The sequence below is a fragment of the Deefgea tanakiae genome, from assembly GCF_019665765.1.
Lineage (GTDB): Bacteria > Pseudomonadota > Gammaproteobacteria > Burkholderiales > Chitinibacteraceae > Deefgea > Deefgea tanakiae.
This window is the reverse complement of the sequence record NZ_CP081150.1, coordinates 1,974,309-1,988,328: the sequence shown is the minus strand read 5'-3', so window position 1 is coordinate 1,988,328 and position 14,020 is coordinate 1,974,309. Positions and strand designations below refer to the sequence as shown.

Sequence of the window (14,020 nt, the reverse complement as noted above, 5' to 3'; positions counted from 1 at the left end):
ACTTTAAGTTTGCCCTTTTTGTTGTTTAAAGCACCTCGCTTACAGACAGCATCGCCGCAATATGGCATGATAACGCGCATAAATAGCAGGAGTTCTCTGAGTATGTTTGATATTGTCGAAAAGAATAAAACTGCAGTAACTGTAGTCTTGGGTTTGGTTTCACTTGGTTTGATTGTGGGGGTCGGTCTCACAGGCTATGACGCGATGAGCGATGCTAATCAGCCTTACCTTGCTAAAGTCGGTGCGCAGACCATTACAGATCGCGATGTTGCTGAAGCGATTGGGAATCAAGCTGTTCCTGATGATATGAAACCTATGGTAGTTGAGCAGCTTGTTCGACAAAAACTCCTGCAAGAGCGTGCGGCTCAACTTAAATTGGCAGCTCCTGATGCTATGGTGCGTAATGCGATCGCCCAAATCCCCGCTTTTCAGGTCGACGGCAAGTTTAATGACCAACGTTATCAAGAGCTATTGGCAGCGCAACAAATGACGCCAGCGATTTTTGAACAAAAAGTGCGTCAAGATATTGTTATGCGTCAGTTGATGGATGGCTTTGTACAGACTGGCTTTGTATCTAATGCATCGATGCAGCAACTGAACCAGTTGATGGCTGAAAAGCGTGAAGTTGCGACAACGATTGTTTCTCCTGAACAATATTTAGCTCAGGTGTCTGTCTCTGATGCTGAAATTAAAAAATATTTCGATGCGAATCAAGCAAACTATAAAAAGCCAGAAATGGTCAAATTAGAGTACCTGCTTTTATCACAGGCTGATTTAGCTGCAGCACAAACAGTGAGCGAAGAAGAGGTTGCCAAGTATTTTGCTGAACATCAGCAAGAACTAGCAAAAGAAGAACGCCGTGTTAGCCATATTTTGCTCACTGTGGATAAAGCCGCAAAACCAGCTGAAAAGGCCGCAGTGCGCAAACAGGCTGAAGCTATTTTACTTGAAGTCAAAGCGTCGCCAGCCCGTTTCGCTGAGCTAGCTAAACAAAAATCTCAAGATCCTGGTTCGGCAGTCAATGGTGGCGATTTAGGTTTTTTTGCGCGTGGAGCCATGGTGAAGCCGTTTGACCAAGCTGCATTTACCCTTAAGAAAGGTGAAATTAGTGGGATTGTAGAAACAGATTTCGGATTTCATATTTTGCAGTTAAATGACATCAAGTCCGTTAACTTGGCTGATGTGAAACCCGCGATTGTTGAGAAATTAAAGCTGCAGAAAATTCAAACCGCTTTCCCTGCTCAAGTTGAGAAGTTTACCGAGTTGGTTTATCAACAGTCAGATAGCTTAAAACCAGCAGCTGATACACTCAAGCTAACGGTGAAGCAGAGCGAATGGCTCACACGGACTGGACTTGCTGATTCAATTTTGAATAATCCAAAATTGATTGAAGCGGCCTATTCGGATGATGTATTAAAAGCCAAACACAATACTGAAGCGATTGAAGTCGCCCCAGGGCAATATATTGCTGCTCGTGTTTTAGAATATAAACCGGCAAGCACACAAACTTTGACCGAAGTTTCGCCTTTGATTACTCAGAAATTAAAGCAAGAAAAGGCCCTGGCTTTAGCTTTAGCCGATGGTGAAAAGAAACTAGCTAGCCTTAAGACTGGTGCTGCTGTTCCTTTAACTTGGGCAGAAACGAAAGGATTTACGCGCATTGCTGGACAAGGCGTTGCGGATGCCGACTTGAAAGCTATTTTCAAAGCCGATACAGCCAAGCTACCTGCTTATGTTGGCTCTGCAGTACCTGGACGAGGATATGCCATTTATAAAGTGACTGCGGCAGTTCCTGCGCCGGCTTTGTCGGCTGAGAATCAATTCCAAATGCAAGAGAATTTAGCCAAGATGTATGGCCAAGTTGAGATGACTGCATTTATTGAAGCAATCAAAAAAGAGACTAAAGTGAAGTACAATTTGAAAAAGCCTCAAGGGCAATAAGTTTTCAAAATGAGTAAAAAACGGCAGCTTTAAAAGCTGCCGTTTTTTATTTTCAAAAAAAGATTGTATTTTTGATCAATTGGTCCGATATTCTAATTGTAAGCCCAGTTTTGTAAGGTTCCTCAACACGTTATACAATTGATGGAGGAGCATAAAATGTCCCATATATTTGACATGTCTTCGGGCCAAGATCTTTCAACTGAAGATCGAAATGTGCCGAGCGAAAGAATTCATAACTTTCCACAACAAGAACTTGCTTTACGTTTACTCACGGTTGCTGAATCCGAGGAGCATCAACCAATACCTCGACCACGGCCTTGGCTTAAGCTGTCGTAGTGGCAATCCAATACGGTGAGCGTTGCTCAAGATAAGCATTAACGCCTTCTTGAGCCTCCTCATGCGTACGAATATGGGCAATTCGGTGGGCGGTGTCTGAAATCATCGCATCATCAATTGGGCGATGATCCACTGAAGTAATTAATCGTTTTGCAGCCGCTAAAGCGTGCGGGCTATTTTGGCAAATTTCATTCGCCCATAGCTCAATCTGTGCATCCATACTGCCCAAGTCTGGCGCTGTTTCATGGACCAAGCCAATTTTATTGGCGGTTGAGCTATTAAATTTCTCTGCAGTTAAAAAATACCTGCGTGCAGCGGTACTGCCAATACGGCTAATGATGTACGGTCCAACGACTGCAGGTATCAAGCCAAGCCGTGTTTCCGGTATCGAAAACCAAGCATCTTCGGTGCAGATGGCTAAATCACAACATGAGATAATTCCTAGACCAACGCCTAGGGCAAGACCGTGAACTCTGGCAATCGTGGGAATAGGGAGTCGGTCGAGCGTTCGAAGTAGGCGAGCAAAGCGAAGCGCATCTTCAAAATTATGATTTGGGTCGGATAGTGAGCCACGTTTCATCCAATTCAAATCAGTGCCACTGCAAAAGCAATTACCACTGGCTTCTAAAATCAGCATTCGCACCTCGCTATTGAGGCGCAAAGCGGTAAAGGTAGCGGTTAGCTCTGCAATCATGATTTCATCAACTGCGTTGCAGACCTCAGGCCGATTCAATGTCACCGTTGCAACGCCACGGTGATCGATTGAATATAGAGTGGTATCGCTCATGCCATAGACCTCATTGATTGAAAATTGCTGCGGCGCACTAGACTCATAGTTGGTTTAGTGTACAAACCGAATTTCTGCCAGTGATTTTGCCACTGAGTCTTAAAATTAACGGATAAATATGGGGCATCGCACGGATTTGGTTTGGATGAACTTTTTTCATATGCGCCGCTGTGGTAAAGTCTCACCCCGAGTTTTGCTATCTGTAGACTGATGCCGCACTCTTCGCTCAATGTTTCTTCGCCTGTTTCGACTGAAGCCAAAAACTTAGCGGCTTTGGTCTATGTCTTCACGCTTTTTTTTAGCTTTCTGCCGGGTTTAATCGCTTTTTTGTGCAAAAAAGAAGAGCCGTTTGTTTATGAAACTGGAAAAGAAGCATTAAATTGGTCGATTACGGTACTGATATTGTCATGCGTGCTCGGCTGGATTCCCTTGATTGGCTGGTTACTAGCTGGTTTGTTGTTTGTCACAAATATTGTGTGCTGTATTTTGGCAGCATTAAGCGCTAGCAAAGGCTTGTTGTATCGATTCCCTTTTGCCTTTCGGCTGATTGCATAAATGAAATTTTTGCTGTGTTTTCTCTTTACGTTCGTGACATTACAAGTCGCGGCCAAAACAGTCACCATCAATTCCGGCAAAGTTACACTGTCTGGCGTTTACTTGGCGCCGCATAAAGTCATAGGCCCTGCGGTTTTGTTATTGCACGGTTGCAATCGCTTGGCTCAGCAACAAACACCCAGCTATGAGCGAACGATGAAAATGGCATCGTTGCTGCAGGAAATGGGCTTTGGCGTTTTGATGTTGGATATACTTGGCCCTAAGGGTAAGCGACAGGGTTGTATTGGCCGTACCAACAAAAAAAATATTGGCCTGCGTGCCAACGATGCACAGATTGCGATTGCTTGGTTAAAAGCGCGTAATGAAGTTGATGCCAGCCGTATCGCTGTTATTGGATGGGCTGAGGGCGCGTCGACTGTACTGTCTTTGATGAACCGAAATAATCCTGGGGTAAAATCAGCGGTCGCTTTTTACCCAAATTGCCGATTATTTTTAGGTCTTAAAAACTATCGTGTCGCCGCGCCAACTCTGTTGTTGATTGGTGAAGAGGGTGAAACGGCGGCGGCTGAATACTGCCGTGAGCTGGGGCTTAAGTCTGGCCAAGATTTATTCCACAAGGTCAGCTATTCTGATGCGGAGCATGATTTTGCGAGTGCAGACATCGCACCGATCAAAAAATCCACAGAGCCAACGAGCACTAAAGCAGCATCACAACCTAATTCTGTCGCTGCGCAAGATGCTTGGCGCCGATCATTTAAGTGGATTTCCCGCTGGTTTGATCCTGAGCGGAGTATTCAAGGTATACCTCCGAGCAATCTGCCCTAAGTTCTTGTCTTGAATTAATAATAAATCCACCAAACACCTGTAGGATGCAATCATTCCGCTTGGAATTTAATCATTAGAGGAGTTTGGCATGGCTCGTTATTTTAATGAATTGGCAGTGGGTGATTTTGATGAGTACCGGAAAACGGTCACTGAAACCGATGTAGTGCTCTTTGCCGGCCTCACGGGTGACAATAATCCAATGCATATCGATGAAGAGTTTGCGAGTCAGACTCGCTTTGGCAGTCGAATTATTCATGGCATGTTGACGGCAAGTTTTTTATCCAGCGTCATCGGTATGAAAATGCCAGGGCCAGGCTGCATTTATATGGGACAAAATATTAAATTTTTGAAACCAGTGCATATAGGTGAAACCGTGACTGCCAGAGCAACTGTTATCGAGATTTACCCCGAGAAACAGCGTATTAAATTACTGACCGAGTGTCTGGTTCGCGGTGTCGTTGTGTTGACGGGCGACGCACTGGTTTGGGTGCCAAACAAAGAATCATAGCCGCTTTGCTGGCTTTACTTTAAAATGAGCGCTTAACGATGGAGCTTTTCTGAATGACTCAACAAGACTTTTCTACTGTTTTAGCCAATGTAAATGGCGTACGTTTAACGACTTCAAGCGCCCATTTTAATTTAGCCGGAGATGGACTGCCGCTATTGGTAGTAGAAAATGCATTGGGTTCTGCAGCTATTGTGATTCAAGGCGCTCATTTAGTTTCCTTCATTCCAACTGGTGGCCAAGACCTGTTATGGCTATCTCCCAATGCCATTTTTGAGCCGACTAAAGCTGTTCGCGGTGGGATTCCACTGTGTATGCCTTGGTTTGGTGGGCATCCCGATGGTTTGCCTTCACACGGTTTTGCACGGAGTACCGATTGGACTTTGCAGTCGGCTCGCAATCTCGCTGATGGTCGCACTGAAATTGTGATGAGTTTGCAAGATACTGAACAAACTCGCTCTCTTTGGCCGCATGCTTTCAAATTTGAATTTACTATTTTGGTCGGTACAGTACTTGAATTGAGCATGAACACTCAGAATTTAAGTGATACCTCTGTACCGTATACGTACGCATTCCATACTTACTTTGCTGTTTCAGACTATACCCAAGTCGCTGTTTCTGGATTAGCTGATTTAAATTATATCGATACGATTGGTGTTGAGCGTCGCTTAGTACAAGAAGGTGATGTGGTATTTACCGGCTCAACCGACCGAGTGTATCTCGACGTCCCTGAAGTACAAACCATCATTGATGGCACACGTACTATTCGCATCTCAAGTTGTGCGCAAAGTGCTGTGGTTTGGAACCCCGGTGAGCATGCAAAAAATATTGCCGACATTGGCGGTGATGCTTATCAGCACTTTGTATGTGTTGAGCGTGGTGATGTGTTTGATAATGCGCTCACACTCGCTGCGGGTGCCAGTCACACAGCAACGATGACGCTGTCTGCATAAAACTACGCTGTATCAAAACCAGCCCGGTGTTTGCCGGGCATTTTTTTGGCTGGAGTCTGCATGAAATACCGTGATTTGCGCGATTTTATGGCGCAACTGGAAGCACAAGGTGAGTTGAAGCGCATTCAAACGCCTGTATCGCCAAAATTAGAAATGACCGAGGTCTGCGACCGTTTATTGCGTGCTGCAGGGCCTGCCGTATTGTTTGAAAATGTGCCAAATCACAAGATGCCAGTCTTGGGCAACTTATTTGGTACGCCGCACCGCGTCGCGCTAGGCATGGGCGCTAAAAATGTACTGGCTCTGCGTGAAATTGGGCAAACCCTTGCATATTTAAAAGAGCCTGAGCCGCCTAAAGGTTTCAAAGATGCTTGGGAGAAGCTGCCATTACTCAAGCAGGTTTTGAACATGGCCCCCAAAGAAGTTCGAAAAGGGATTTGCCAAGAAAATGTCATTGAAGGTACTGATGTCGATTTAACGACACTACCGATTCAACATTGTTGGCCAGGCGATGTGGCGCCATTGATTACTTGGGGTTTGGTGGTCACACGTGGTCCGAATAAAAAACGCCAAAATTTAGGGATTTATCGCCAACAAGTGATTGGCCGTAATCAAGTGATTATGCGCTGGTTGGCGCATCGTGGCGGTGCACTGGATTTTCGTGAGCACGCCAAGCAAAATCCAGGGCAACCCTACGCGGTCGCCGTGGTGCTTGGCTGTGACCCCGCCACCATTCTTGGTGCGGTAACGCCAGTGCCTGATACCTTGAGTGAATATCAATTTGCGGGTTTGTTACGTGGCAGTAAAACGGAGCTCGTTAAATGTATCGGTTCGGATTTACAAGTCCCCGCAACGGCAGAAATTATCCTCGAGGGGGTACTCAAACCGTGCGAGCGGGGTTACAGCGGCGTATCGGAGCATGGTGTACCACTCAAAGAGGTCAATGGCTTCTTGCACGCCTTAGAAGGCCCGTACGGTGATCATACGGGTTATTACAACGAGCAAGATTGGTTTCCAGTCTTTGAGGTTGAACGGATTACCTCGCGACCTGATCCGATATATCACAGTACCTACACTGGAAAGCCGCCGGATGAGCCAGCGATTCTTGGCGTGGCACTCAATGAAGTATTTGTGCCGATTCTGCAAAAGCAGTTTCCAGAAATTGTTGATTTCTATTTGCCGCCAGAAGGTTGCAGCTATCGGATGGCGATTGTTTCAATCAAGAAGCAATACCCAGGTCATGCCAAGCGTGTGATGTTTGGTGTGTGGTCGTATTTGCGGCAGTTTATGTATACCAAATACATCATCATTGTGGATGATGATGTCGATTGCCGTGACTGGAAAGAAGTCATTTGGGCGATCACCACCCGCATGGATCCGGTGCGCGACACCACTTTGGTCGAGCATACACCAATTGATTATCTGGACTTTGCTAGCCCTATTTCAGGTTTGGGTGGCAAGATGGGGCTGGATGCGACCAATAAAATGCCGGGCGAAACGCACCGTGAGTGGGGCAGGGTGATTGAACGCGACGCTGCTTCTGTTGCGCGGATTGATGCAATTTGGGGCGAATTAGGTCTGTAAATCAGCTATGCTGTCTTCATTGAGTGACCTTTATCAGGAATCAGAACCATGCTAGCTAGTAATCGCGAATTTCAATTTACTGAAGCGGATTTTGAAAAGATCCGCGTCAAGATTTACAACTATGCGGGTATTTCGCTGGCCACGTCAAAACACGATATGGTGTACGGCCGTTTAGCAAAACGCTTACGGGCGCTCAATCTAAAGACATTTAATGAATATTTACAGGTGCTAGAGCGTGGTGACCAAAAAGAATTTGAGTTGTTTACCAACTCATTGACCACCAATCTCACCTCATTTTTCCGCGAAGCGCATCATTTTGATATTTTGAATCAACAACTCAAAAACTTACGCAGTGTGGGAACAATTAATATTTGGTGTTCGGCATCAAGTACCGGTGAAGAGCCGTATTCAATAGCGATCACGGCTTGCGAGGCCTTCGATTCACTACGCCCGCCCGTCAAAATTGTGGCGACCGATTTAGATACCAATGTCCTCGATGTCGCGCGCTTGGGGATTTATCCGGCACTTGAAGTGCAAAAACTAGGACCGCAGCGGGTCAGCAAGTTTTTTGATAAACAAGCCGATGGTCGTTATCAGTTAAAAAGTGAATTGCGCAATATGATTGTGTTTCGCAAGCTGAATTTAATTGAAGCCAATTGGACGCTGCGTGGGCCGTTTGACGCGATTTTCTGCCGCAATGTGATGATTTATTTTGATAAGCCAACACAGCTTAAAATATTGCAACGCTTTGCGCCACTGCTCAAAAATGATGGCCTTTTGTTTGTTGGGCATTCAGAAAACCTGTACCACGCCGCAGAGTATTTCAAGCTGCAAGGTAAGACGGTTTATGAATTGGCCAAACCCGCAACGGATGGGCGTTAAGTGGAACCCAGAGTCAGCTTTATTACCTTGGGGGTGACTGATTTAGCGCGCTCTTTGGTGTATTACCGCGATATCTTAGGTCTGCAGCCACGTTCAGTGAAAGAGAGCGTGGTTTTTTTTGAGTTGGGGCAGGTTTGGCTCGCGCTTTATCCGCATGATTTATTGGCCGAGGATGCCGGAGTGCCCGATGACGGCGGTGGCTTTCGTGGCATCACCTTGGCGCACAATGTTCGCAGTCCTGAAGAAGTGGATCAACTCCTTGCTACGGGCGCGCAAGGTGGTGGGCGTTTGGTGAAGGCGGGGCATAAGGCTTTTTGGGGCGGCTATACCGGCTATTTTGCTGATCCCGATGGCCATTTATGGGAAGTGGCTTGGAATCCTCACTTTCCTCATGTCTGATGTATGTGCATGTAGCCATTATTATTTAATGTTTTCATGCATATACCCTTAATTACCTAATATTCGATACCAGATCTGGCCCAGTAATTCACGGCTCGCACTGCTACTTGTTGCCAGTACTTTGGCACTTGGGAAAAAACTCATCACACTGACTGGTTCGTGATTGTGAAAATCAGTCGGTGCGGCATGGACTTTAAAACCTGCTTGTTCAAAACTTCTGCTTGCGCGCTGCATATGGTCGGCTGAAGTAATCAAAATAATTTCAGCATGTTTTGGCAGTAATAATTTCGCACTTTCCTTTGCGTTGTCGCCCGTGTCATTCGAGGCAGATTCAAGCCAAGTGGTTTCTACGCCGAAATCATTACGCAAACTTTGCCGCATCAATTGCGCTTCAGTGATACCACCGAGCGGTGCGCCACCAGAAACCAAAATCGGAAGATGGTTGAATTTGTGGACTTTAGCCGCGTAGCGGACTCGCGCTAGCGTCACATTATTGATGGTTTGCCCTTCGAGCATGTCCTTCGCGCCAAAACGCGAACCCCCGCCGAGTACAACAATGGCAGTGGCTGTTATACCGGGCTCAGCTTGGTTGTGGATTTCAGATTCCACTAATTGTGAAATTTGATTGCCGATGAGGGGCGTACTGAGTAAATACATCGCCGTTAATGTCGTCCAAAATAGGCGTGGACTCCATTTCGGGGCTCTATGGCGCAGTAAAAAAGCCAGCATCAGTAAAATGATAAAGAGGCCGGGTGGCAATAAAAAACTGCTGAAGATGGTCTTTAGAATGACGCTGCTGGCCATGGGATAGCTCTGAACTGCAATAAAAAAGGCAGTGTAGAGGGAATACTTTTTTGATGCAGCTGAAATATTGAATTTGGATAAAACTGTTGGATTGTTGCAGTATCAAGCTGTAGCCATTAATTAATAATAGCTACAGCTTGATACCTTTGATTAAAACGCTTGTGACTGTAAGTAGTTTTCTAGCGTTATTTGTTTAATCAAGAAGAGTTGTTGCTCTAACCAATGTGCGTGATCTTGCTCGGTATCTTCAAGCAGAGTCATCAGCATTTCGCGCGTGACGTAATCTTGCTCTTTTTCACAGAGTGCAATGGTCTTTTTCAGCGCGGCTGCAACTTCGTACTCGGTCAATAAATCAAAATGCAGCATTTCTGGTACGTTGCTACCTACACGCAGTGGCGTGCGAGCTGCTACGTTCGGGATGCCTTCCAAAAATAGAATGCGTTTAATCAGTAGGGTAGCATGGCCGATTTCATCTTGGCGTTCGTGGTCAATACGCTCAAAAAGTTTGTCATATCCCCAGTTGTGATACATCTGGCTATGGACGAAATACTGATCGACCGAGGTCAATTCGGTGGCGAGTAATTCACTCAGTGCGGCGATAACTTTAGGGCTGCCTTTCATAATAATTCTCCTTAAGTAGTAAACAAAAACTTTCCTGCTGCGTTGCTTCGTCTTGCCGTACTTCATGTACTGTCATCGACGGCGTGCCTTGCTGGAAATTTTTTGTATTTGTCTTTATTCGCCAAAAGCTTGTGATTGCAGGTAATTTGCCAGTGTCATGTCTTTGATGAGTGTTTGCTGTGTTTCAAGCCAATCGACGTATTCTTCTTCATCTTCTAGCAAGTCTTCGAGTAAATCACGACTGACGTAATCTTGGGCTGATTCACAGGTCTTGATCGCATCTTTGAGGGTATCGATAAAACCGGTAAAGAGTTTCAAATCACAGGCCAACATTTCGGCAACGTCTTCACCGATCAGCAATTTACCCAAATCTTGCAGATTCGGCAGGCCTTCTAAAAACAAAACACGCTCAATCAATTTATCGGCGCGTTTCATCGAATCAATTGACTCGTGATAGGCCTTGTCATTGAGGCCTTTATAACCCCAATTTTTGTAAATCCGCGCATGAAGAAACGTTTGATTGATAGCAATGAGTTCATTGGCTAATACCGCATTCAACGTTTTAATGACTTTTTTATCGCCTTGCATGCTGATCTCCTAAGTATAAGTTCGGTGTTGCTAACACTGATAGTGAATCAATTCTACGCGTATATTGATAATTATCAATAATATATTACGATAAGCGTAATTAATAAAAATGCTAATAATATTGATTCTTATTGAGTAAATTCCTTGAGTAGTATGAAATGTAAAAACACCGAGAAAACGCACTACAGACGGTCATCAATTCACCGTAAAATAGTGTAATCAGAATTAAATGATGATTTAAGGAGAATGGCGTGATTCCAAGCCAGACACAAATTGAATTTGCACAAAAATTAGCCGATGCGAGTGCCGCGGTGATTCGCCAATACTATCGCACTGGTTTAGCCATCGACGATAAATTGGATGCAAGCCCGGTTACGCAAGCTGATCGTGAAGCCGAGCAAGTCATGCGCGCTTTGATTAATGCCGAACGCCCTGATGAAGGCATCATTGGCGAAGAATTTGGCGCTGAGCGCGAAGACGCGGATTGGGTGTGGGTGCTCGATCCCGTCGATGGCACCAAAGCATTTATTACGGGGCGGCCTTTGTTTGTGACCTTAATTGGTCTTTTGTACCGTGGTCAGCCGGTATTGGGTGTGGTCAATCAGCCGATTGCGAATGAGCGTTGGGTGGGCGTGGTGGGGCAAGGTTGTACCTTGAATGGAGAAACCATCACGGTGAGCCAAATCACCGAGCTAGCTCGGGCGCGAATTGGTACGACTGGGCCGCAGTATTTTTCTGCATCAGGATTGCAAGCCTTTAATGAGTTACAAAAAGGCGGACGCTTCACCGTTTACGGCGGTGATGGCTATCAATACGCTCTGGTTGCGACCGCGGGCTTGGATTTGGTGGTGGAAGAGGGGCTCAAATTACATGACTTCGCAGCCGTAACACCAGTCGTGATTGCCGCGGGTGGCGTAATGACTGATTGGCAAGGGCAGCCATTAGTCAAAGGTTCAGTGGGGCGCGTGATCGCAGCTGCCAACCCAGAATTGCATCAATTGGCCGTAGCAGCGATGAAAACGGCTTAAACTCAGTCAATCAAAGCATAAAAAAATAGCCCGCGATGAAGCGGGCTATTTTTACATCTGCACTGAGTTATTCAGTGCAGGGCATCATTATTTGCAGACACCCAGATCTTTCCATACACCCCATTGGCCAGAAGCCGATGGTACTTCGCCCACAGTCCACCATTTATTGCTGTAGTTGCGGCCGCTGTAGCTCACTTTCATATTTGGTGTCGTGTATTGAGTCGCAGAATTCCATGCCGTAACACAAGCATCGCTCGGTGCAGTTGTTGGTCTCACTGTCGCAACCGGTGTTGGAGTGGTAACAGGTGTTGGTGCCACTGTTGGTTTCGGTGTCACAGTTGCAACCGGTGTTGCTGTTGGCGCTACTGTTGGTTTCGGTGTCGCAGTAACAATCGGTGTTGTCGTTGGGGCAACAGTCGGTTTTGGTGTCGCTGTAACCACTGGTGTTGCGGTTGGCGCAACCGTCGGTGTTGGTGCCACTGTTGGTTTTGGTGTTGCACCGCCCGGTGAAGCAATATCGATTTGATACGTCAAATCCATGCCGCTGCGATTGTAAACACGGTTGTCCTGAGCGCTCTTCACAGGATTGATCGTGCCATTGCTTTGCAAGACACCAATACTGATATTACGTGAGGTTTCATTTACTTTTTGCGCCAACGCGTACGGCCAGTTGGCCATCTGTGTTGAATCTAAGCCCGTCACATTGTCAAAGCCCAAGGTCACTTGGATGTTTTCAACGTCAAAGCCTTTGTTGTCAAACAGGCGGAATGAGACTTTTGTCCCTTCAGTTAAATTTTGCACCGCACGTACTTGACCGATTTCTTTGAAATTAGAAACGCCACCCGTGAATTTCACATCAGAGCATGAGTAAAAAGCTTCAGCGCTATCGCTACGCTGCCAAGTCAAATAAATAATGTGTTGGCCGGTTTTTTTCGGCAATTTGCAGCTCAGTTTATAGCGTTTATTGCTATCAACTGGAAGATTACCCAAGGTGCAGAAGTTCTCTAGATCAGCCCATTTGAGTGGCTGATTTTGATTCCAACCATCGCGCGTCACATAGAGTTGCCAATCGCGAGTTTGGTGTGGCGCAGTACCGTAAAAAACAAAATCAAAGTTACCGTTAGCATCGGGTGCAATCGGCGTAGTCGCCCAATCGTTACGCGGCAAATTCAGGCCAGCGTAATCAGGTTTGCCACCGCCACACAACTGGCCATCTGGTACAAATGCTTTGTGATCACCATTCGGCAGTTGATTCACACCTGTCCAGTCGTACAACATTTGCTTGCCAGAAGTCGCTGCTGCGGCTTGGCAGGCTGCTGATTTAAGCGTTTCTGGGCCTTCGTTAAAGCAGCTTAAACCACGGCTGACTGGCACTTCCATTGATCCGTGGGCGGATACCATTTGTGGCATCACCAGCGCGCCGCTGGCAGCGAAAAGGCTAGTGGCAATCAGGCTTGAGATTTGTTTTTTGTTCACGTCGTCTGCTCCGAGTTTTGTGGTTTGGTGGCTTAGCTTTAGGCAATTTGATGTGCGGTTGCAGCACAAATTTGCTTATAAGTTTCTGATAATATTGATTTATCTTGGCACTAAGCGCGCGTAATTTATCATGCAGTGGATTGATTTAACAAATGTTTCTTGCAGGCTTTTCTTACTGTGTTGGATTGTGTGAAGTGGGGCACAGGGAATGGGGTTTGGAGTAAGGGATAACACTTATTTCTGGCGCTGTGAAATCATTTTTTGTAGGTTTTTGGCTGCGTTGCTGAGCCTGCTGGCGCAGGCGGTGAGTCGGCCGTTTCGCCGGCCAAACGAGCAAGGAGCGGGTCTTGCGCCGCCCCTTGCAACCCGCGCGCGCCCGATCGCCACGAAACCCCGTCCGTCCGGCAATTGGCAAGGCGACGCTCAAACTCGCTGCGCGCTAGCGTCGCGCAGCTCAAACAGTCGCGTCTTAAGACCTCGCCAATCACCTCCCTAACGGCGCGGCTCCACGGGCAATTTGTTCTAATAAGCGGTAGGGTATATCGGCTTGATTAATGATTGTAATGAGATACAGGGCAATACAAAGGTAGGTATTTGTCGAAATGCTCGGGTTATAGTTTTAAATTCCCGTTAGAAGCGGTTTTGAATTTCACAGTGTAGGGCGTGGTTAGCCGACGGCGTAACCCGCCAATTTGTTTCCATATCGCCACTGGTAATCAGCGCAGGTCGTGCCCCG

Annotated in this window: 15 protein-coding genes; 9 read left to right on the top strand and 6 right to left on the bottom strand. The window is 46.3% G+C overall.

All coding sequences use genetic code 11. The annotated features are described in order from the left end of the window. Positions 1-102 precede the first annotated feature (102 nt). The gene (locus tag K4H28_RS09350; RefSeq protein ID WP_221004948.1) at positions 103-1,941 is read left to right on the top strand and encodes a SurA N-terminal domain-containing protein; all 1,839 of its coding nucleotides are present in this window, start codon (positions 103-105) and stop codon (positions 1,939-1,941) included. 322 nt (positions 1,942-2,263) lie between these two features. On the opposite strand, the gene K4H28_RS09345 is transcribed toward K4H28_RS09350, so the two are convergent. Then, positions 2,264-3,064, bottom strand: coding sequence for an enoyl-CoA hydratase-related protein (locus K4H28_RS09345; protein ID WP_221004947.1), 801 nt, complete (start codon positions 3,062-3,064; stop codon positions 2,264-2,266). A gap of 210 nt (positions 3,065-3,274) precedes the next feature. Here K4H28_RS09345 and K4H28_RS09340 point away from each other — a divergent pair, with 210 nt between their 5' ends. The 7 genes from K4H28_RS09340 to K4H28_RS09310 all read left to right on the top strand — a co-directional run bounded on the left by K4H28_RS09340 (position 3,275) and on the right by K4H28_RS09310 (position 8,767). Continuing rightward, positions 3,275-3,619: a DUF4870 domain-containing protein gene (locus K4H28_RS09340; RefSeq protein WP_221004946.1), complete on the top strand. Its 345-nt coding sequence runs from the start codon at positions 3,275-3,277 to the stop codon at positions 3,617-3,619. Further along, entirely contained in the window at positions 3,620-4,444 is an 825-nt protein-coding gene (locus tag K4H28_RS09335) for a dienelactone hydrolase family protein (protein WP_221004945.1), read from the top strand. An 88-nt stretch (positions 4,445-4,532) separates the two neighbouring features. Beyond that, positions 4,533-4,952, top strand: a complete 420-nt coding sequence (locus tag K4H28_RS09330; protein WP_221004944.1) for a MaoC family dehydratase — start codon at positions 4,533-4,535, stop codon at positions 4,950-4,952. 53 nt (positions 4,953-5,005) lie between these two features. Further along, positions 5,006-5,902: a D-hexose-6-phosphate mutarotase gene (locus K4H28_RS09325; protein WP_221004943.1), complete on the top strand. Its 897-nt coding sequence runs from the start codon at positions 5,006-5,008 to the stop codon at positions 5,900-5,902. Between the two features lie 60 nt (positions 5,903-5,962). Further along, positions 5,963-7,486, top strand: coding sequence for a 4-hydroxy-3-polyprenylbenzoate decarboxylase (gene ubiD / locus K4H28_RS09320; RefSeq protein WP_221004942.1), 1,524 nt, complete (start codon positions 5,963-5,965; stop codon positions 7,484-7,486). A 48-nt stretch (positions 7,487-7,534) separates the two neighbouring features. Next, positions 7,535-8,368: a CheR family methyltransferase gene (locus tag K4H28_RS09315; RefSeq protein ID WP_221004941.1), complete on the top strand. Its 834-nt coding sequence runs from the start codon at positions 7,535-7,537 to the stop codon at positions 8,366-8,368. Continuing rightward, positions 8,369-8,767 (top strand): VOC family protein, encoded by a 399-nt coding sequence (locus K4H28_RS09310; RefSeq protein WP_221004940.1) that lies wholly within the window; start codon positions 8,369-8,371, stop codon positions 8,765-8,767. A 48-nt stretch (positions 8,768-8,815) separates the two neighbouring features. Here K4H28_RS09310 and K4H28_RS09305 read toward each other — a convergent pair whose 3' ends face one another. The 3 genes from K4H28_RS09305 to bfr (K4H28_RS09295) form a co-directional block, all read right to left on the bottom strand. Next, a complete protein-coding gene (locus tag K4H28_RS09305) occupies positions 8,816-9,571 on the bottom strand; it encodes a YdcF family protein (RefSeq protein WP_221004939.1) in 756 nt (251 codons plus the stop codon). Positions 9,572-9,721: 150 nt separating this feature from the next. Then, positions 9,722-10,192, bottom strand: coding sequence for a bacterioferritin (bfr, locus tag K4H28_RS09300; protein WP_221004938.1), 471 nt, complete (start codon positions 10,190-10,192; stop codon positions 9,722-9,724). Between the two features lie 114 nt (positions 10,193-10,306). Continuing rightward, positions 10,307-10,780 carry a bacterioferritin gene (bfr, locus tag K4H28_RS09295; protein ID WP_221004937.1) on the bottom strand — a complete coding sequence of 158 codons (474 nt, stop codon included), beginning with the start codon at positions 10,778-10,780 and terminating at the stop codon, positions 10,307-10,309. Positions 10,781-11,031: 251 nt separating this feature from the next. Here bfr (K4H28_RS09295) and hisN point away from each other — a divergent pair, with 251 nt between their 5' ends. Continuing rightward, entirely contained in the window at positions 11,032-11,808 is a 777-nt protein-coding gene (hisN, locus tag K4H28_RS09290) for a histidinol-phosphatase (RefSeq protein ID WP_221004936.1), read from the top strand. An 87-nt stretch (positions 11,809-11,895) separates the two neighbouring features. On the opposite strand, the gene K4H28_RS09285 is transcribed toward hisN, so the two are convergent. Further along, positions 11,896-13,284, bottom strand: a complete 1,389-nt coding sequence (locus tag K4H28_RS09285) for a lytic polysaccharide monooxygenase (RefSeq protein ID WP_221004935.1) — start codon at positions 13,282-13,284, stop codon at positions 11,896-11,898. A 254-nt stretch (positions 13,285-13,538) separates the two neighbouring features. After that, positions 13,539-13,742 carry a hypothetical protein gene (locus K4H28_RS09280; RefSeq protein WP_221004934.1) on the bottom strand — a complete coding sequence of 68 codons (204 nt, stop codon included), beginning with the start codon at positions 13,740-13,742 and terminating at the stop codon, positions 13,539-13,541. Positions 13,743-14,020 lie beyond the last annotated feature (278 nt).

Bases quoted from the DNA above. Each gene is read 5' to 3' on its own strand.
- K4H28_RS09315 (WP_221004941.1), top strand. From the start codon at position 7,535: ATGCTAGCTAGTAATCGCGAATTTCAATTTACTGAAGCGGATTTTGAA.
- K4H28_RS09305 (WP_221004939.1), bottom strand. From the start codon at position 9,571: ATGGCCAGCAGCGTCATTCTAAAGACCATCTTCAGCAGTTTTTTATTG.
- K4H28_RS09340 (WP_221004946.1), top strand. From the start codon at position 3,275: ATGCCGCACTCTTCGCTCAATGTTTCTTCGCCTGTTTCGACTGAAGCC.
- K4H28_RS09335 (WP_221004945.1), top strand. From the start codon at position 3,620: ATGAAATTTTTGCTGTGTTTTCTCTTTACGTTCGTGACATTACAAGTC.
- K4H28_RS09325 (WP_221004943.1), top strand. From the start codon at position 5,006: ATGACTCAACAAGACTTTTCTACTGTTTTAGCCAATGTAAATGGCGTA.
- bfr (WP_221004938.1), bottom strand. From the start codon at position 10,192: ATGAAAGGCAGCCCTAAAGTTATCGCCGCACTGAGTGAATTACTCGCC.
- ubiD (WP_221004942.1), top strand. From the start codon at position 5,963: ATGAAATACCGTGATTTGCGCGATTTTATGGCGCAACTGGAAGCACAA.
- K4H28_RS09330 (WP_221004944.1), top strand. From the start codon at position 4,533: ATGGCTCGTTATTTTAATGAATTGGCAGTGGGTGATTTTGATGAGTAC.
- K4H28_RS09345 (WP_221004947.1), bottom strand. From the start codon at position 3,064: ATGAGCGATACCACTCTATATTCAATCGATCACCGTGGCGTTGCAACG.
- K4H28_RS09350 (WP_221004948.1), top strand. From the start codon at position 103: ATGTTTGATATTGTCGAAAAGAATAAAACTGCAGTAACTGTAGTCTTG.
- bfr (WP_221004937.1), bottom strand. From the start codon at position 10,780: ATGCAAGGCGATAAAAAAGTCATTAAAACGTTGAATGCGGTATTAGCC.